Source organism: Bradyrhizobium sp. BR14999 (assembly GCF_056106085.1).
On the sequence record NZ_CM148536.1, the window covers coordinates 2,953,369 to 2,972,706 of the forward strand.

The following is a 19,338-nucleotide window of genomic DNA, read 5'->3' on the forward strand; positions in this document are numbered from 1 at the left end:
CGTGAACCCTTACGCCAGGCCGCGGAACAAGAGCGCCGGATCGCGCTCGGGATCGATACGCAGCCTGACCCCGCCCCATTCGATGCGGGACTTTTCGCCGGTGAGGAGGTTTTCGAGTGCCGTCACATGGTGTCGCTGCCCGCCGGCGTCAACGGTGACGTCACCGAGCGGCAGCCAGAATTCGCGCACATGGCGCGACAGCGCGATCACGACGATGACGGTGTTGGCTGTCTCGGCTGCCTCCTTGGCGAAGGCGATGGTTTCGCCGTCCTCGACGCCGAGGAAGCGCAAATTGGCCGTCTGCCGGAGCGCCGCATTCTCGTTGCGGACGCGATTGAGCGCGGTGATGTAGGGCTTGATGTTGCCGGGCTTGTCCCAGTCGCGCTGCTTGATCTGGTATTTCTCGGAATCCAGATATTCTTCACGGCCGGGAATCGCCTCGTGCTCCAAGAGCTCGAATCCGCCAAAGATGCCGTAATTGCCCGACAGCGTCGCGGCCAGCGCGAGGCGCGACTTGAACGCCCAGGCTTCGCCGCTCTGGAGGTGATAGGGCAGCAGGTCGGCCGTGTTGACGAACAGGTTCGGTCGATAGAAGTCGCGTTCGGGATAGCGCGTCAGCTCGCCGAGATATTGCTCCAGCTCCCACCGCGAGGTGCGCCAGGGGAAATAGGTGAAGGACTGCGCAAAGCCGAGCTTGGCGAGGCCCTTCATCAGCTTCGGCCGCGCGAATGTCTTGGAGAACAGGATCACCTCGGGGTGGCGGCGGCGGATGTCGCGGATCAGCCATTCCCAGAACGGAAGCGGCGCGGTGTCGTGATTGTCGATGGCGAAGATGGTCACGCCATGGTCGATCCAGAACAGCAGAGCATCCCGAAACGCGTTCCACAGTCCAGGCCTGTCGACGGAGTTGAAATCTGGGATGACGATGTCCGAATAGGGGCCATCCGCCGTCCGCACCGAGCGATCCGGCCGCCACTTGAACCATTCCGGATGCTGCGTCAGCCAGGGATGGTCCGGCGAGCATTGCACGGCGAAATCGAGCGCGAGCTCGAGGCCGTATTCCAGGCAGGTCGCAACCAATGCGCGGAAATCCTCGATCGTGCCGAGCTCGGGATGCAGCGCATCGTGTCCGCCTTCCGTCGTGCCGATCGCATAGGGCGAGCCTGGATCGCCTGCACTCGCAACCTGCGCATTGTTGTTGCGGCCCTTGCGGCGGGTGTGGCCGATCGGGTGGATCGGCGTGAAGTAGAGCACGTCAAAACCCATCGCGGCGATGTCGGGCACGCGGGCGATGCAATCGCGAAGCGTGCCATGCTGGCCGGGGATCCGGCTCTGGCTGCGCGGCATCATCTGGTACCAGGCGCCGAAGCGTGCCTTGTCGCGGTCGACGATCAGCGGAAAAAGGGCCGAGCGGGTGAGGTCGGGCCGCGACTGGCTCTCGGCCATGGCTTCGCCGAGCTCGGTTGCGAGCAGCGGGCCGACGTCGCCGCTCTGCAGATAGTCCTCGCACTGCCTGATGATGACCACTGCTGCGTCTTGCCGTGCGCCATGCGCCTTGGTCAAGAGGCCGGCGCCCTCGATCGCGTCGAGAGTGACGTCCGCACCGGAGCGTTGCTTGCGTGCGACGCCGTGGGACCAGGTGGCGAACTCGTCGGTCCAGGCTTCGATGGCGTAGATGTATTGACCGGCCGCGGTCGGGACGAAGGCGCCCGACCAGCGGTCATTGCCATGATGGCTCATCGGCTCACGCTGCCATTCGCGGTCCTGCTCGCGGCGCCACAGCAGCGCGGCGCCGATCACGGCATCGCCGTCGCGATAGATGTCGGCCCAGACCTCGACCCGGTCGCCCGCGATCCGCTTCACGGCGAAGCGGCCGCCATCGATCAAGGGATAGACGTCTTCGATGAGGAAAGCGCTGCCGGCTGCGGCACTTTCGACAGTTTGAATTGTCTTGTTCACGGTGATGCCATTGACAAGAAAGCAGGGGCCCGTTTCCCTTGTCGGGAACCTACGCTTGATACCTATATAAAAAGCCGCTTGTGTGTCATTAGTTCCGGCGGGGAACGGCAGGCGCGGTTTGTGAGTTAAGCCCGACTAACGTCTTTCGCTGCCTCGTTAAATCGATGCCCCCCGGCAAAAGGGTGGCTTGCAAGCTGCGTGCCGAATGGATCTCATAACTCAAGCCCGGATCAAGGGCGTCCAGTCCGAATTCATCGATGCCCTGGGTAAGCTGCGGGTCACCGATCCCGTGGCCCTCAAATCCATCCTCGACGCCCTGCCCGAGAAGCGGGTCTACCGCTTCGTCGGCGGGCCGGTCGTGGTGCGCGCCTTGGGGCATCCGCGGACGGAATTGGCGGCCGTCGGTGCGCCGCCGCTGCAATGGAAATTGGCCGCAAACGGCAAGTCGATCGCGCAAGGCGAGACGCGCGAGCCCGTGATCGCCTGGCCGGCCGGCCTGCCGCTCGGCTATCACCGTTTGACGCTGACCGATGCCGAAGGTGTGACGGAAGAGGTGCCGATGATCGTGGCGCCCGAGCGCGCCTTCGGCGGCGAGTTCGACCGCGGCTGGCTGCTCGCCGTGCAGCTGTACAGCGTCCGCTCCAACCGCAATTGGGGTATCGGTGACTTCACGGACTTGGCCGACCTCGTCCGGCTTGCCAAGCAATTGGGGGCCGACGGTGTCGGGCTCAATCCGCTGCATGTGCTGTTCGACGACCACCCCGCCGATTGCAGCCCCTATTCGCCGAACAGCCGGCTGTTTCTCAATCCGCTCTATATCGATGTCGCGGCGATCCCGGAATTTGCGCCCGACCTCGTGCCGGATGCCGCCGCGACCGCAGCACGGCTGCGCGAGGGTGACCGTGTGCCGTACGCGGACATGGCGGCGTTGAAATGGCTGGGGCTGCGCGCTGCCTTCAACAGTTTCGTGACGAGCGCGAGCGAAGCGCGCCGCCGGGAGTTTGACGCCTTCCGCGCTGCCCGCGGCCCGCTGTTGTCCCGCTTTGCCTGCTTCGAAGTGCTGCGTCATCGCTTCACCGCGCCATGGTGGGAATGGCCGGTGGAATGGCAAAAGCCCGACGATGCGAAATGCGCTGCGCTGCGCAATGGGTCCGACAAGCGCGACGTCGAGTTCGTCGAATTCGTGCAATGGACGGCTGACAGCCAGTTGCATGCGGCGAAGGAGCTGGCCAGCCAGCTCGGCATGCCGGTCGGGCTCTATCTCGACGTTGCCGTCGGCGTGCAGTCCAATGGTTTCGATGCCTGGAACGAGCAGATGGCGATTTCGCGCCATCTCGCCGTCGGCGCGCCGCCCGATGTGCTCAATACCGTCGGCCAGGACTGGGGCCTCGCCGGCTTCAACGCCGGCGGCCTGGAGGCCCAATCCTTCGTGCCGTTCGCCGACATGCTCGCGGCCTCGATGCGCCATGCAGGTGCCATCAGGCTCGATCACGTGCTCGGCTTGAAACGGCTTTATCTGGTGCCGCGCGGTTTCAAGCCCGACAACGGTGCCTATGTGCAGATGCCGTTCGAAGCGCTGCTGGCGGCGGTGGCGTGCGAGAGCGCGGCTCATAAATGCATCGTGATCGGCGAGGACCTCGGCACCGTGCCGGAAGGCTTCCGCGAGACGATGCAGGATTTCGGCATCTGGTCCTACCTCGTCATGATGTTCGAGCGCGACGATGCCGGCCACTTCCGCAATGTTGACCACTACCGGCCCAACGCACTCGTCACGCTGAATACGCACGACCTGTCGACCTATGCTGGCTGGCGCTCCTTCAGCGACCTCAAGATGAAGCTTTCGCTCGGGATCGATCCCGGCGAAAGCGAGCAGGCGCGCTGGGACGCGCTCGGCAGGCTCGACGAGATTTTGCGCCAGAACGGCATCAACACCAACGATCTTTATTCCGTGCTCGCCTTTCTGTCGCGCACGCCATCGCGGCTGCTCGCGGTGTCGCTGGAGGATCTGCTCGGCGTGATCGACCAGCCCAACATCCCCGGCACGATCGACGAGCATCCGAACTGGCGCCAGCGGCTTCCTGTTATACTCGACAAGATCGCCACCAAGGTCGATCTCGCGGCTTTGAAGGCCGCGACGCGGGAACGTTCATTGACCGTCGGGAGTTGAACAGCCGGGGCTTCTCAGGCTCGAACGACATTGTCTCAGAGGATCGAGGACTATGCGCTGATAGGCGACTGCGAGACCGCGGCGCTGGTCGGGCGCAACGGCTCGATCGATTGGTTGTGCTGGCCGGCCTTCGATTCCGACGCCTGCTTTGCCGCGATCCTCGGCACGCACAAGAATGGTCGCTGGCTGATCGCACCGAGCGTGGATGTCACCGCTACGTCCCGCCGTTATCTCGGCAATACCCTCATCCTCGAAACCCGCATCGAGACGAAGAGCGGCACCGTCGCGCTGATCGACTTCATGCCGCCACGCGGCAAGGCATCCGACATCGTGCGGCTGGTCCGCGGTATCAGCGGCGCGGTGAAGATGCGGATGCAGCTCGTCATCCGTTTTGGCTTCGGTGCGGCTATCCCATGGGTGCGGCGGATCGACCATTCTCTGATGGCAATCGCCGGCCCGGACATGATTGTGCTGCGCACGCCTGTCGAGACCCGCGGCGAAGATCTGACCACGGTTTCTGACTTCGAGGTGACGTCCGGCCAGACCATACCCTTCGTGCTGACCTACGGGCCCTCGCACATCGAGCCGCCGGCGCCGATCGACCCGGAGATCGCGCTCCAGGAGACCGAAAGATTCTGGCACGACTGGTGCAGCCATTGCACCCGCGACGGCGGCTATCACGATCTCATCGTACGCTCGCTGATCACGCTGAAAGCGCTGACCTTCGCCCCGACCGGCGGCATCGTGGCGGCACCCACCACCTCATTGCCGGAAAAGCTCGGGGGCAGCAGGAACTGGGACTATCGCTTCTGCTGGCTGCGCGACGCGACCTTCACGCTGCTTGCGCTGATGAACTCGGGCTATACCGAGGAAGCCTTGGCCTGGCATAATTGGCTCTTGCGCGCCGCCGCCGGCTCGCCCTCGAACATGCAGATCATGTACGGCATCTGGGGCCATCGGCGGCTCTTGGAATGGGAGGCGGGCTGGCTCGACGGCTATGGGGGCGCCCGGCCGGTGCGCGTCGGCAATGCCGCGCATGCGCAGCTCCAGCTCGACGTCTATGGCGAGCTGATCGATGTATTTCATCAATCGCGCATGGCCAAGCTCAAGCTCGACGACGAGACCTGGGCGCTGGAATGCGCGGTGCTCAATCATCTCGCCGAGGTCTGGGACCGGCCCGATCACGGCATCTGGGAGCGCCGCGGCCAGCCCAAACACTACGTCTTCTCCAAAGTCATGACCTGGGTCGCCTTCGACCGCGGCATCAAGAGTGCGGAGACTTTCGGCTTCAAGGCGCCGCTGCTGCACTGGCGGGCCTTGCGCGAGGCCATTCATCGCGACGTCTGCAACAACGGTTTCGACGCGGACGAAAACACGTTCGTCGAGTCCTACGGCACGAAGCTGCTCGATGCCAGCGTGCTGCTGCTGCCGGCGGTCGGTTTCCTGCCGGCGGCCGATCCGCGCATCTGCGGCACCATCGCTGCTGTCGAGAAATGCCTGATGCGCGACGGCTTCGTGCTGCGACACGATTCGCGCGAGCTGCTTGCCGGTCAGCCGCCGCTCGAAGGCGCGTTCCTGGCATGCACGCTGTGGCTGGCCGATGCCCATGTGCTGTCGGGTAATATCGACAAGGCGCAAGTCTTGTTCGATCGCGTGGTGGGCATCGCGAACGATGTCGGGCTGCTGGCGGAGGAATACGATTCCGTGGCGCGGCGCCAGACCGGCAATTTCCCGCAGGCGCTGACCCACATCGCGCTGATCAACACCGCGCATAATCTGTCGGCGGCCAGGCGGGAGAGCGAGAAGCCGGCCGTGCAGCGGTCGCAGTAGCGGGCACATCAAAATGGCGGCGCGAGTCCTTCACCTCTCCCGTAGGGAGAGGTCGGATCGCATCGAAAGATGCGATCCGGGTGAGGAGTTACAGTCTCACCGAACGCCGCGGCCCCTCACCCGGATTGCACTGGACGATGCTTCGCATCGCCAGGCGCAATCCGACCTCTCCCCGTTGGGGAGAGGTGCACACCGAGCGGCAGGCGATGGCGGTGGCCCATCAAGCTCTAACCAACCCCATTCAGCTTCAAGATCATCTCCATCGCCTCGGCAAAACCATCCTGCTCGTTGGTCGCGGTGACGTGGGTGGCGTGGTCCTTGACGTTGTCGGTGGCATTGCCCATGGCAATCGAGACGCCGCTGACACGGAACATCGCGAGGTCGTTCTGCATGTCGCCGATGGTGGCGACGGCCTCGGTCGCAATGCCCACGCGCTTGGCCATGGCCTGCACGAAGGTGCCTTTGTTGAAGCCGGGCGGGGTGATGTCGAGATAGTAGGTTTGCGAGCGCACCGCGGTGACCTCGTTGCCGAGCGCCTCCTGCATCGCCTTCTCGCAACGCTCGAGGCCGACGGCATCGGCACTGGCGCCGACGATCTTGCAGGCGCTCGCAAGGTACGGCGAAAAATCCGTCACGATGGTCGGATCGGCGCGGATCGTGCGCTGCTCATGCGCGACATAGCTGCCCTCGGGATTGTCGATCAGCCATTTGTCGGTGGTGAAGAGCCACGCGTCGGCGCCGAATTCGCGCAGGATCCGCAACGACCGCTCGGCCGCGCCCGCTGGGATGAGGTGCTGCTCGACCGGCCTCATCTCGGGATCGACGATCGAGGAGCCGTTGAACGGCCCGACCGGCAGCCAGAGCGCCAGCGGCTCGATCAGGAAGCGCATGCCGATCGCGGGGCGGCTGGAGGTGATGGTGAAGCCGATGCCCGCCTGGTGCAGCCGCTGCACGGCAGACCTCGCACGCTCCGTCAGCGTCTTGTCCTTGGTCAGCAGCGTGCCGTCGACGTCGGAGACGACCAGTGAGATCTTCGTCATGGCAGGACCTTAAGGTTCAGGTTTCTTGAAGGTTCAGCTTCTTGGCCTCAGCGCTTCGCCCCGCCCAACCTCAATTGCCGCACCACGCCGTCCACGATCGCCTCGACGGATTCGTCGATCGAGACGGTGATGGCGTGCTCGCCGGCCTCCGGCGGCTCCAGCGTGTTGAACTGGCTGGTCAGCAGCTCGGGCGGCATGAAATGACCCTTGCGGTGCGCGAGCCGCTCGGCGATCAGCTCCTTGGTGCCCTTCAGGAAGACGAAGCGGACGTCGTCGCGACCACGCAGCAGCACGTCACGATAGGCGTGTTTCAGCGCCGAGCAGGCGATGATGACGTGCTCGCCGCGCCCGCAGACCCGTGCGATCTCGTCGGCGATGGCGTTGAGCCAGGGCCAGCGGTCTTCGTCGGTGAGCGGATGGCCCGCCTTCATCTTCTCGACATTGCTGGCGGGATGAAAGCTGTCGCCGTCCTCGAAGCGCCAGCCAAGGCGCTGGCCGAGCGCTTCCGCGATCGTGCTCTTGCCCGAGCCAGACACGCCCATCACGATCAATGCACAAGGTGCTTCAACGCCCGCCACGAATTCCCTCCGGAAGCGCGGCCTGGTCGACCAGCCAGACGGTCTCACCATTCGAGCGCGCGCGTAACGCCGGCAGAGTCTCGCCATTGAGGAGGCGCGTCAAGATCGCCTGCTTGTCGTGCCCGGCAATCTCGAACAGCATTTCGCGGCAGGAGGCCAGAACGGGCAAGGTGAGCGAGACCCGCGGTACGAAAGGCGCGACATTGGCCTTGGGCACCCCGATGACCCAGCGTTCGGTCTCCTCGATTTCGGGATAGCCGGGAAACAGCGAGGCGGTGTGGCCGTCCGGCCCCGCGCCCATCAGGATCATGTCGAACAGCGGCCGCGCCGAATTGAGCCGGTCAGCGCCGTAGAAGGCTTGCAGCTCGTGCGCATAGGCCTCGGCGGCGCGATCGGGATTTTCGGTCGTGGTCGGGATCGGGTGGATATGGCCTGAGGGGGCACTGCGGTCAAGAAATGTCGCGCGGGCCACCGCCATGTTGTTGAGGGAATCGCTTTCCGGCACGAAACGCTCGTCGCCGATGAACCAGTGCACGCGCTCCCACGGAATTTTTTCGCGCCAGGCATCGCTGCCAAGCAGTTGATGGAGCTTCTTCGGGCTGGAGCCGCCGGTGAGGCAGATTGCGATGCGCGAGGGGTTGGCGGCGATCCGCGCCATCACCCGTTCGACCGCGGTCTGCGCCAGCGCCTCGGCGTCGGCCGCGACGATCAGCTTCGGCTGCTCGGCCGCCATCACGAGTACTTCCGCCAGCTTCGTCCGTCGCGCCGGAGCAGCTCGTCCGCGCAGGCCGGGCCATCGCTGCCGGCTTGATAGGTCTCGATGCCGTTGGTGCCCGCACTTTTCCAGGCGTCCAGGAACGGCTGCACCGCCTGCCATCCGGCCTCGATACCGTCGGCGCGCTGGAACAGGATGTTGTCGCCGATCATGCAGTCGTAGAGCAGCGTCTCGTAGCCGGTCGAGGGATCGGCGCGGAAATAGTCACCATAGCGGAACTTCATTTCGACGCCGTCGATGGTGACGCTCGGTCCCGGGATCTTGGCGTTGAACTGGAGCTCGATGGTCTCGGTTGGCGCGATGCCGATGGTGAGGAAGTTCTGCGACAGGCGGTCGACTGTCGTGCCTGAGAACATCGACAGCGGCGCCTGCTTGAACTTGATCGCGACCTCCGTGCGCTTGTGGCCCAGCGCCTTGCCGGTGCGCAAATAGAACGGCACGCCGGCCCAGCGCCAATTGTCGATCATCAGCTTCAGCGCGACAAAGGTCTCGGTGGTGCTGCCGGGCTTGACGTCCGCCGTGGTGCGATAGTCCGGAATCTCCTCGTCGCCGACGCGGCCCGCGAGATACTGCGCGCGCACCGAGCTCTTCAGCGCTTCTTCTTCGCTCGGCCGCTGGATCGCGGTGAGCACTTCGGCCTTCTCGGAGCGGACCGAATGCGCGTCGAAGCGGCTCGGTGGCTCCATCGCCACCAACGACATCAGCTGGAACAGATGGTTCGGCACCATGTCGCGCAGCGCACCGGTGGCATCGTAGAAGCCGCCGCGGTGGCCGACGCCGAGCTTCTCCTCCACCGTGATCTGGACGTGGTCGATATGGTTGCGATTCCAGATCGGCTCGAACATGCCGTTGGCGAAGCGCAGCACCAGGATGTTCTGCACCGTCTCCTTGCCGAGATAATGATCGATCCGGTAGATCTGGTGCTCGTCCATGATCTTCAGCAGTTCGGCATTCAGCGCGCGCGCCGAGGCGAGATCGGTGCCGAACGGCTTCTCGATCACCAGCCGCCGCCAAGCGCCGTTCTGCTTCGTCAAGCCGGTGCGTCCGAGCTCGCGCGCGGTCGGCGCGAAAGCCGCGGGCGGGGTCGCGAGGTAGAACAGCCGGTTGCCGCCGGTGCCTCGCGCGCATTCCAGCGAATCCAGATGCTCGCGCAAGCGATCGAAGGAGGGCGGATCCTTCGCATCGGCCTCGACGAAAGTCACGCATTGCAGCAGCTGTTTTGCGACGTCGTCGTCGACCGGGCGGGTTGCAAACTCGCGCAGGCCCTTCATCAGGCTGTCGCGTAGCTCGCCATCCGATTGAGCCTTGCGGCCAACGCCGACGACGCAGAATTTCTCCGGCAAAAGGTCCTCGGCGGCGAGATTGTAGAGCGATGGCATCACCAGCCGATGGGTCAGGTCGCCGGTCACGCCAAAGATGACGAAGGCGCAATTTTCCGGCTTGCGCTTTGGCTGCGGGTCTTTTGTCACGAATTATCGGCCTTCGCTTGAGTAGGTTTTACTTCGGCTTCGGCGCTCCGGGCTGCTTCGGCTCCTTGTGACCGCCGAACCCTGCGCGCATCGCGGAGAGAATTTTCTCGGCAAAGGTGTGTTCCTTGCGGGAACGGAAACGTGTGTAGAGTGCCGCGGTCAGGACCTCGGCGGGCACCGCCTCGTCGATCGCCGCATTCACGGTCCAGCGTCCTTCGCCGGAATCCTCGACGAAGCCGGAATATTCCGACAATGCCGGGCTGTCGGCGAGCGCCGTCGAGGTGAGGTCGAGCAGCCAGGACGGGATCACGCTGCCGCGCCGCCACACCTCGGCAATGTCGGCGAGATCGAAATCGTAGCGATGGTCCGCCGGCAGCGCCTCGATATTGGCGTTCTTGAGGATGTCAAAACCTTCGGCATAGGCCTGCATCAGGCCGTATTCGATGCCGTTATGGATCATCTTGACGAAATGGCCGGCCCCGACGGGGCCTGCATGGATGTAGCCCTGCTCGATGCGGGGATCGCGGCCCTCGCGCCCCGGCGTGCGCGGAATGTCGCCGCCACCGGGCGCGAGCGCGGCGAAGATCGGATCGAGCCGGTCGACCACCGGTTTCTCGCCGCCGATCATCATGCAATAGCCGCGGTCGAGCCCCCAGACGCCGCCTGACGTGCCGACGTCGACATAGTGGATGCCGCGCTCCTTCAGCGCCTTGCCGCGGCGGACGTCGTCCTGCCAGAAGGTGTTGCCGCCGTCGATGATGACATCGCCAGCCTGCATCACGCCCGCGATCGTGTCGATCGTGGTCTCGGTGATGCGCCCAGCCGGTAGCATCACCCAGGCCGTGCGCGGCCGCTCCAGTTTCGAGATGAAATCCTCAAGCGTCGCGGAACCGACTGCGCCGTCTGCGGCCAGGCCGGCGACGGCCTTGGCGTCCTTGTCGTAGACCACGGTCGAATGGCCGTGACGCATCAGGCGGCGAACGATGTTGCCGCCCATCCGGCCGAGGCCGATCATGCCGAGTTGCATGTGAAAGCTTCCTTTAGTTCAGTGCATCGTTAAGCGCCGCATTGAGCGCCACGAGACCTTTCTTGAGCCCGCCCTTGAGGTGGACGCGCAGCGCGCGCCGGCCGCGTTCGGTAAGCACGTCGAAATCGCCGCGCGCCTGTGCTGCCTTGATCACGCCAAAGCTCGCCTTCTGGCCCGGCACCGGAAGGTCCTTGCCGTCGTCTGCCGTGATCTGGAGGAACACGCCGCTGTCCGGTCCGCCCTTGTAGGCCTGCCCCGTGGAGTGCAAGAAGCGCGGCCCGAACTCGGCGCAGGTCGCGACATGCCGCTTCTCGCGCACTTCGAGCCGCATGGCCTGGAGCGCGTCGATGGTCGCCTTGTCCCGCGCGATGTAGCCGAGCAGGGCGACATAGTCGCCATGACCCGAGCGCGACAGATGCGCCTTCAGCCACGAGGTGAGGTCGCCATTGGCGCCGGCGGCACGCAGCGCCGTGGCGTTGGCCTCATCGGTGTAGAGGTCGGCTTCATCGGTGCTGACCACCGGCTCCTCGGCCGGCAGCGCGCCGGTCTTCTCGAACTCTGAAGTGAGCTCGCGGGTCTTGATCTTGGCCGCTTCCACGTCCGGCTGGTCGAACGGGTTGATGCCGAGAATGCTGCCGGCCACGGCCGTCGCCATCTCGAAGCGGAAGAACTCCTGGCCGAGATGGTCGATCGACTTCATGACGATGCGCGCCACGGGATGGCCGGCCGCCTCGATCGCGGCAAGCTTGGAATCATGGGCGGCGTCCGCCTCACCGTCGATGCGGATGTCGATGAAGAACCGGTCGTTGCCGTAGATTGCGGGTTCGCCCAGCGGCTCGCCTTCGATCGGGATCAGGCCCTTGCCCTCCTTGCCGGTCGATTCCGCGATCAGCTGCTCGGCCCAGGCGCCGAAATCGGCGATCTTCTTCGATGACAAGATCGTCACCTTGTCGCGGCCTTCGAGGCCGGCGAGGCCCATGGCAAGGCCGAGCTGTACGCCCGGGTTCTCGGATGGCGGCACGTCCGGCCCGCAGGAGCGGGCCATCGCGAGCGCATGCTTGACGAAGGTCTTGACGTCGATGCCCGCGGTCGCCGCCGGCACCAGGCCGAACGGCGAGAGCACCGAATAGCGGCCGCCGATCGTGGGCTCGCCATGGAAGATGCGGGCGTAGTTCAGCTTCTTCGCCGCCTTCTCCAGCGACGAGCCGGGATCGGTGACCGCGATGAAGCGATGGCCGGTCTTCACCTTCGGCCCGACCGCCTTGGCAACCTGCTCATGGAAATAGTCCTTCATCGCGTTCGGCTCGGTGGTGCCGCCGGACTTGCTGGAGACGATGAAGACGGTGTTTGCGATGTCGATCTTCGCCTCCATCGCCCGCACCTGCGCCGGATCGGTGGAATCCAGCACATGCAGTTTCGGGAAGCCGGGCTTTTTCCCAAAGGTCTCGGCCAGCACCTCCGGCCCGAGGCTCGATCCGCCCATGCCGAGCACGACGGCGTCCGAGAATTTTTGGCCCTTCACGCGGCCCGCATAGTCCTCATAGTCGGCGATATCGGCCTTGGCGGCGCTGTCGAGCCAGCCGAGCCATTTGTCCTCATCGGTGCCGGTCCAGACCGACTTGTCGCGCTGCCACAGCCTGCGGATTTTGGCGGATGCGCGCCATTCCTCGGTGCTCTTGGCCACGGCCTTGCCGAGCCCGTCACCGAGCGAGAGAAGCTGGCGGTCGAGCGCGGGCCCGAGCACGACGGCGCGCTTATGGGCGACGGCGCCATAGAGCTTGTCGGCGGCGTCGGCGAACAGCTTGACGCCGTCCTTGACGAGTTCCTCGGTGATCGCATCGAGCGAGATGCCGGAGCGCTCCAGTTCCTCCAGCACGCGCCTTGCGTCGTCGACATTCTCCTCCAGGGAGTCGCGCAGCTTGCCATGGTCGCGGAACGCCTCCAGCGTCGCCGGCGGCATCGTATTGATGGTGTCGGGGCCGATCAGCTCCTCGACATAGAGGACGTCGCTATAGTCCTTGTTCTTGGTGCCGGTGGAGGCCCACAGCATGCGCTGCGGCTTGGCGCCCTTGGCGGCGAGCTTCTCCCAGCGCGGGCCGGAGAACAGGCGCTTGTAGTCCTGGTAGGCGAGCTTGGCATTGGCGATCGCGACCCTGCCCTTCAGCGCTGCGAGGCGCTCCTTTTCGCTGGGGTCGTTGGCGCGGGCGATCTTCTCGTCGAGCTGCTTGTCGACCAAGGTGTCGATCCGGCTGACGAAGAAGCTCGCGACGCTCGCCACATGCGACGGATCGCCGCCGCCTGCGACGTATTTTTCCAGACCGGCGAGGTAGGCCTCGGCGACATCAAGATAGACCTCCTTTGAGAACAGCAGCGTGATGTTGATGCTGATGCCCTCGCCAATGAGCTGCTCGATCGCCGGCAGGCCCTCCGGCGTCGCCGGCACCTTCACCATCAGGTTCTTGCGATCGACGTCCTTCCAGAGCCGTCGCGCCTCGGCGACCGTGCCGGCCGTATCCATCGCCAGATAGGGCGAGACCTCCAGGCTGACATAGCCGTCGCGTCCCTCGAGCCGGTTGTAGACCGGGCGCAGCACGTCGGCGGCGTTCTGGATGTCCTCGACCGCGACGGCCTCGAACAGGTCGGCCACGGTCCGGTCGCCGCGTTTCAGCGCCTTGCCGATCGAGGCGTCATATTCGTCCGAGCTGCCGATCGCCTTCTCGAAAATCGAGGGATTGGAGGTGACGCCCTTGACGCCGTCGGTGTCGATCAGTCGCTTCAGGTCGCCCTTGGCGATGAAGCCACGGGCCAGGAAGTCCAGCCAGACGGCTTGTCCGTGCTTTTCCAGTTCTTTGACGGGATTCATGATGTTTATTTATCTCCAAGCCTGCGGGCGAGGGGTTTCCGCGCCGGTCCTGACGCGCTATCCTCTAGCCTACATGCTCCCGGGAGGGAACCAATCAAGAGGATAAGCGTCATACCCTCGGGTGTAACTCCGTCGCGATCATGGCGATCCAGGCGGCCGTAGGTGTGTTGGGTAAAGGGTGTCGGCTGGGCCTCGCCAGTCAGCGGTTGTGTGGCGTGCGATCGACAGATTCCGGGGCGTCGGTGGATTTGTCGCGAACGGCCATGCGGGGGAAGCATGCACGCACATCATGGTGGTGCCCGCTGTCACTGACAGCCTCCGCATCGGCAATGAATTTCTGCCGTCGGATTTGATTGAAGAGATCTCTGCTGAAGAATGTCGCGACCACAAGATGATCGTGCTGACGCCCACGCTGGCCTTGCGGCCGATTTTGTTACACTGATGCGGTCTTGCCGCGACGGTCACGCAGCCGACGGTCCATGCACTGCGTTGCAGCAGGAAGATGAACGCGGCGCTCAAGGCTTCGCCGTACAAGGGTCATAAGATCGCCGCTGGCAGATCGCTATGCTGCAGCGCCGGATGGTCCAATCCCCGGTAATGCCCGGATGTTGCGACCAAGTGACATTTCCTGGAAATGAGCCAATATGGATGTAGATTCGCTCAAATTACAGGCATGTGCCTGTTCGTAACTCAACGAGTGCCTACGTTGTGCATTGCGTCGAGTCGTTACCCGGGTGTCCAATGATCGTCATGTGCTCACGCTGATTCGAAACGGCCTGAGGAACGGTCCGGTAACTGCTTTCGTTTCAGCTTGTAGCGGAACTCACGCGGAGAGGGATCATGTACAACGATTCTCTATTCAACGCTTTCGCTCGGTCGTTCGAGGCGAGAAGCCAGCACGACATGTCGATGGCGGAATATCTGGAATCGTGTCGAAGCGATCCCATGAAATACGCGAATGCGGCCGAACGACTACTAGCGGCGATTGGTGAGCCCCAGACGATTGACACGGCCAAGGACCCACGCCTTGGCCGCATTTTTTTGAACCGCACGATCCGCACCTATCCGGCCTTCGCCGGCTTCTACGGCATGGAAGAAACCATCGAGCGCATCGTCGGCTTCTTCCGTCACGCCGCGCAAGGCCTCGAAGAGCGCAAGCAGATCCTCTATTTGCTCGGCCCTGTCGGCGGCGGCAAATCATCGCTCGCCGAGCGGTTGAAGTCGCTGATGGAAGTGCAGCCCATCTACGTGCTGAAGGCCGGCGACGAGCTCTCGCCCGTGTTCGAGAGCCCGCTCAGCCTGTTCGATCCCGATCAGCTCGGGCCGATGCTGGAGGAGAAGTACGGCATTCCGCGCCGCCGCCTCACCGGCCTGATGAGCCCGTGGTGCTACAAGCGGCTGGAATCCTTCGGCGGCGACATCTCGCAATTCCGCGTTGCCAAGATCCAGCCGTCGCGGCTGCGCCAGATCGCGGTCGCCAAGACCGAGCCCGGTGACGAGAACAACCAGGACATCTCCTCGCTGGTCGGCAAGGTCGACATCCGTAAGCTCGAGACCTACGCGCAGAACGATCCCGACGCCTACAGCTATTCCGGCGGCCTCAACCGCGCCAACCAGGGCATCCTCGAATTCGTCGAGATGTTCAAGGCGCCGATCAAGATGCTGCATCCGCTGCTGACCGCGACGCAGGAAGGCAACTACATCGGCACCGAGAATATCGGCGCGATCCCCTTCACCGGCATCATCCTCGCGCACTCCAATGAAGCCGAGTGGTCGAGCTTCAAGGCCAACAAGAACAACGAGGCGTTCATCGACCGCATCTGCGTCATCAAGGTGCCGTACTGCCTCAGGGTCACCGAAGAGCAGAAGATCTACGAGAAGCTGATCCAGGGTTCCGAGCTCGCCTCGGCTCCTTGTGCGCCTTCGACGCTGGAGACGCTGGCGCGGTTCTCGGTGATGTCGCGCCTGCGCAAGCACGAGAACTCCACCCTGTTCGGCAAGATGCGGGTCTATGACGGCGAGAGCCTGAAAGAGTCCGATCCGAAGGCGCGCAGCGTCCAGGAATATCGCGATGCCGCCGGCGTCGACGAGGGCATGGACGGGGCCTCCACCCGCTTCGCCTTCAAGGTGCTGGCTGCGACCTTCAACCACGACCCGCAGGAGGTCGCCGCCGACGCCGTGCACCTGATGTACGCGCTGGAGCAGGCGATCCGCCGCGAGCAGCTTCCGGAGGAAACCGAGAAACGTTATCTCGAATTCATCAAGGCGGAGCTCGCACCGCGCTATGCCGAGTTCATCGGCAACGAGATCCAGAAGGCCTACCTCGAATCCTACTCCGATTACGGCCAGAATCTGTTCGACCGCTATGTCGACTATGCCGACGCCTGGATCGAGGATCAGGACTTCAAGGATCCCGACACCGGCCAGCTGCTGGATCGCGAGTTGTTGAACCAGGAACTGACGAAAATCGAGAAACCGGCGGGCATTGCCAACCCGAAGGACTTCCGCAACGAGGTCGTCAAATTCTCGTTACGCTCGCGGGCCCAGAACGCTGGCAAGAATCCGACCTGGACCTCCTACGAGAAGATTCGCGACGTGATCGAAAAGCGGATATTCTCCCAGGTCGAGGACCTGCTTCCGGTCATCTCCTTCGGGTCGAAGAAGGACGGCGAGACGGAGAAGAAGCACGGCGAGTTCGTCGCACGCATGGTGGAGCGCGGCTACACCGAGCGTCAGGTTCGCCGGCTCGTCGAATGGTACATGCGCGTGAAGCAGGCCGGTTAAGGCGGATGGGACAGTGGCCATTCACATTATTGACAGGCGCCTGAATCCAGGCGGCAAGAGTCTTGAGAACCGGCAGCGGTTCTTGCGTCGGGCCAAATCCCTGGTGCAGGGCGCCGTCAAGAAGACCTCGCAGGAACGCGACATCAAGGATGTCCTGGAGGGTGGCGAGGTCACGATCCCGCTCGACGGCATGCACGAGCCGCGTTTCCGCCGCGAGGGCGGCACGCGCGACATGGTGCTGCCCGGAAACAAGAAGTTCGTCGAGGGCGACTATCTCCAGCGCTCCGGCCAGGGCAGCGCCAAGGATTCCGGTCCCGGCGAAGGCGACAGCGAGGACGCGTTCCGCTTCGTGCTGAGCCGCGACGAGTTCGTCGACCTCTTCCTCGACGACCTCGAGCTGCCGGATCTTGCCAAGCGCAAGATCGCGCAGACCGAGAGCGAGGGCATCCAGCGCGCCGGCTACACCACCTCGGGCTCGCCCGCCAACATCTCGGTGAGCCGGACGGTGCAGCTCGCGCTCGCCCGCCGCATCGCGCTCCGGCGTCCCCGCAAGAGCGAGATCGATGAGCTGGAAGCCGAGATCGCCGCCTGCACCGACGAGGACGTGCGCGCCGAGCTGCTGGCCAAGCTCGAAAAGCTCAAGGCGAAGTCCAAGCGCATCCCCTTCATCGATCCGCTCGACATCCGCTATCGCCGCTTCGAGACGGTGCCGCGGCCGGTAGCGCAGGCCGTGATGTTCTGCCTGATGGACGTGTCGGGCTCGATGTCCGAGCACATGAAGGATCTGGCCAAGCGCTTCTATATGCTGCTCTACGTGTTCCTGAAGCGCCGCTACAAGCACGTCGAGATCGTCTTCATCCGCCACACCGACCGCGCCGAGGAGGTCGACGAGCAGACCTTCTTCTACGGCCCGGCCTCGGGCGGCACGCTGGTCTCCAGCGCGCTCCAGGCGATGCACGAGATCGTGCGCGAGCGCTTCAATCCGGCGGACTGGAACATCTACGCCGCGCAAGCCTCCGACGGCGACAATTCCTATTCCGACGGCGAGCTCACGGGCCTGCTGCTGACCGACAAGATCCTGCCGGTCTGCCAGTTCTTTGCCTATCTCGAGGTCGGCGAGTCCGGGGGGAGCGCCTTCGATCTCTCTGACTCCTCACTCTGGACCCTCTATGAGCGCCTGCGCGGCAGCGGCGCACCGCTCTCGATGCGCAAGGTGTCGGAACGCAGCGAGATCTTTCCGGTGTTCCACGACCTGTTCCAGCGCCGCGAAACCAGCCAGGAGAAGGCCGCTCCATGACGGAACGCTTGTTCGAAGGCGCGGATTGGGATTTTCGCACCTTGCAGCGCATCACCGATGCCTGCGAGGAGGTCGCGTTGAAGGATCTCGGCCTCGACGTCTATCCGAACCAGATCGAGGTCATCACCGCCGAGCAGATGCTGGATGCGTACTCGTCGGTCGGCATGCCCTTGTTCTACAAGCACTGGTCGTTCGGCAAGCATTTTGCGTTTCACGAGGCCTCCTATCGCAAGGGCCTGATGGGCCTTGCCTATGAGATCGTGATCAACTCCTCGCCCTGCATCTCCTACCTGATGGAGGAGAACACGGCGACGATGCAGACGCTGGTGATCGCGCATGCCGCCTTCGGCCACAACCACTTCTTCAAGAACAACTATCTGTTCAAGCAGTGGACCGATGCCGACGGCATCCTGGATTATCTCGACTTCGCCAAGAATTATGTCGCAAGCTGCGAAGAGCGCTACGGCCGCATCGAGGTCGAGCGCACGCTCGACGCTGCACACGCGCTGATGTCGCACGGCATCGACCGCTATCCCGGCAAGAAGAAGCTCGATTTGCGCGCCGAAGAGAAGCGGGCAGGGCGGCGCCGTCAGCATGAGGAGGAGGTCTTCAACGACCTCTGGCGCACAGTCCCGAAGGGCGCCGCCAAGAGCCGGTCCGCGCTCAGCATCGAACGCCGCCGCAAGCTGCTCGGCCTGCCGCAGGAGAATTTGCTCTATTTCCTGGAGAAGAGCGCACCGCGGCTGGCGCCGTGGCAGCGCGAGCTGCTGCGCATCGTGCGCCACATCGCGCAATATTTCTATCCGCAGAGCCAGACCAAGGTCATGAACGAGGGGACGGCGACCTACGTCCACTACCGCATCATGACCATGCTGCACGAGCGAGGCCGCATCACCGACGGCAACTTCCTCGAATTCCTGGGATCGCACACCAACGTGGTGTTCCAGCCCGAGTTCGACGATCCACGCTTCTCCGGCTTCAATCCCTATGCGCTCGGTTTTGCCGTGATGCAGGACATCGAGCGCATCGTCACCAAACCGGAAGACGAGGACCGTGAATGGTTCCCGGACATCGCCGGCAGGGGCGACGTGATGGGCGTGCTGCGCGACGTCTGGGCCAATTACCGCGATGAAAGTTTTATCGGCCAGTTCCTAAGCCCCAGGCTGATGCGGCACTTCCGCATGTTCCACCTGCATGACGATCCCGAGGAGCGCGCGGGAATCCGGGTCGATGCCATCCACGACGAGCGCGGCTTTCGCCGCGTCCGCCGCGAGCTGGCGCGGCAGCACGACGTCGGCTTCATCGACGCCAATATCGAGGTGGTCGACGTCGATCTCTCCGGCGACCGCCGGCTGATCCTGCATCACCATGTCATCAAGGGCTCGCAGCTCAACGAGACCGACGCCAAGCGCGTGCTTCAGCACCTGGCCGATCTCTGGACCTACGACGTCTCGCTGATCGAGGTCGACGCCAACGACAAGGTCCTGCGCGAATACGTCGTAAGCCCGCGCCCGATCCCGGCGGCGGTAGCCTGAGGCGGCCGTCCACG

13 protein-coding genes are annotated in these 19,338 nt (G+C 63.9%); 6 read left to right on the plus strand and 7 right to left on the minus strand.

Features of this window, described 5'->3' with window-relative positions:
- Positions 1 to 9 precede the first annotated feature (9 nt).
- On the minus strand, positions 10 to 1,959 hold the full coding sequence (locus tag ACR9YP_RS13575) for a maltotransferase domain-containing protein (protein ID WP_438105798.1): 1,950 nt from the start codon (positions 1,957 to 1,959) through the stop codon (positions 10 to 12).
- Positions 1,960 to 2,164: 205 nt separating this feature from the next.
- On the opposite strand from ACR9YP_RS13575, the gene malQ reads away from it, so the two are divergent.
- Both malQ and ACR9YP_RS13585 read left to right on the plus strand, forming a co-directional pair.
- A complete protein-coding gene (gene malQ / locus ACR9YP_RS13580) occupies positions 2,165 to 4,126 on the plus strand; it encodes a 4-alpha-glucanotransferase (RefSeq protein WP_438105800.1) in 1,962 nt (653 codons plus the stop codon).
- 30 nt (positions 4,127 to 4,156) lie between these two features.
- Positions 4,157 to 5,956, plus strand: a complete 1,800-nt coding sequence (locus ACR9YP_RS13585; RefSeq protein WP_474220145.1) for a glycoside hydrolase family 15 protein — start codon at positions 4,157 to 4,159, stop codon at positions 5,954 to 5,956.
- 227 nt (positions 5,957 to 6,183) lie between these two features.
- Here the strand turns inward: ACR9YP_RS13585 and ACR9YP_RS13590 are convergent, their stop codons facing one another.
- Genes ACR9YP_RS13590 through ACR9YP_RS13615 form a run of 6 tightly spaced genes read right to left on the minus strand, consistent with a single transcriptional unit; the run spans position 6,184 to position 13,708 of the window.
- On the minus strand, positions 6,184 to 6,996 hold the full coding sequence (locus ACR9YP_RS13590; protein WP_438105804.1) for an HAD family hydrolase: 813 nt from the start codon (positions 6,994 to 6,996) through the stop codon (positions 6,184 to 6,186).
- A 47-nt stretch (positions 6,997 to 7,043) separates the two neighbouring features.
- Positions 7,044 to 7,574: a gluconokinase gene (locus tag ACR9YP_RS13595; RefSeq protein WP_438105806.1), complete on the minus strand. Its 531-nt coding sequence runs from the start codon at positions 7,572 to 7,574 to the stop codon at positions 7,044 to 7,046.
- Positions 7,561 to 8,310 carry a 6-phosphogluconolactonase gene (gene pgl, locus ACR9YP_RS13600; protein ID WP_438105808.1) on the minus strand — a complete coding sequence of 250 codons (750 nt, stop codon included), beginning with the start codon at positions 8,308 to 8,310 and terminating at the stop codon, positions 7,561 to 7,563. Before pgl ends, ACR9YP_RS13595 begins: the two co-directional genes overlap by 14 nt.
- Positions 8,307 to 9,818: a glucose-6-phosphate dehydrogenase gene (gene zwf / locus ACR9YP_RS13605; protein WP_091879631.1), complete on the minus strand. Its 1,512-nt coding sequence runs from the start codon at positions 9,816 to 9,818 to the stop codon at positions 8,307 to 8,309. The genes pgl and zwf overlap by 4 nt, the downstream gene beginning before the upstream one ends.
- Positions 9,819 to 9,846: 28 nt before the next feature.
- The gene (gene gnd, locus ACR9YP_RS13610) at positions 9,847 to 10,845 is read right to left on the minus strand and encodes a phosphogluconate dehydrogenase (NAD(+)-dependent, decarboxylating) (protein WP_438105810.1); all 999 of its coding nucleotides are present in this window, start codon (positions 10,843 to 10,845) and stop codon (positions 9,847 to 9,849) included.
- Between the two features lie 13 nt (positions 10,846 to 10,858).
- Positions 10,859 to 13,708: a bifunctional transaldolase/phosoglucose isomerase gene (locus ACR9YP_RS13615; RefSeq protein ID WP_438105812.1), complete on the minus strand. Its 2,850-nt coding sequence runs from the start codon at positions 13,706 to 13,708 to the stop codon at positions 10,859 to 10,861.
- A gap of 289 nt (positions 13,709 to 13,997) precedes the next feature.
- On the opposite strand from ACR9YP_RS13615, the gene ACR9YP_RS13620 reads away from it, so the two are divergent.
- The 4 genes from ACR9YP_RS13620 to ACR9YP_RS13635 all read left to right on the plus strand — a co-directional run bounded on the left by ACR9YP_RS13620 (position 13,998) and on the right by ACR9YP_RS13635 (position 19,324).
- Positions 13,998 to 14,150 (plus strand): hypothetical protein, encoded by a 153-nt coding sequence (locus ACR9YP_RS13620; RefSeq protein WP_474220146.1) that lies wholly within the window; start codon positions 13,998 to 14,000, stop codon positions 14,148 to 14,150.
- 398 nt (positions 14,151 to 14,548) lie between these two features.
- Positions 14,549 to 16,492, plus strand: a complete 1,944-nt coding sequence (locus ACR9YP_RS13625) for a PrkA family serine protein kinase (RefSeq protein WP_091879622.1) — start codon at positions 14,549 to 14,551, stop codon at positions 16,490 to 16,492.
- Positions 16,493 to 16,511: 19 nt separating this feature from the next.
- Positions 16,512 to 17,789 carry a YeaH/YhbH family protein gene (locus ACR9YP_RS13630; RefSeq protein ID WP_370989490.1) on the plus strand — a complete coding sequence of 426 codons (1,278 nt, stop codon included), beginning with the start codon at positions 16,512 to 16,514 and terminating at the stop codon, positions 17,787 to 17,789.
- Positions 17,786 to 19,324 (plus strand): SpoVR family protein, encoded by a 1,539-nt coding sequence (locus ACR9YP_RS13635; protein ID WP_370989431.1) that lies wholly within the window; start codon positions 17,786 to 17,788, stop codon positions 19,322 to 19,324. Before ACR9YP_RS13630 ends, ACR9YP_RS13635 begins: the two co-directional genes overlap by 4 nt.
- Positions 19,325 to 19,338 lie beyond the last annotated feature (14 nt).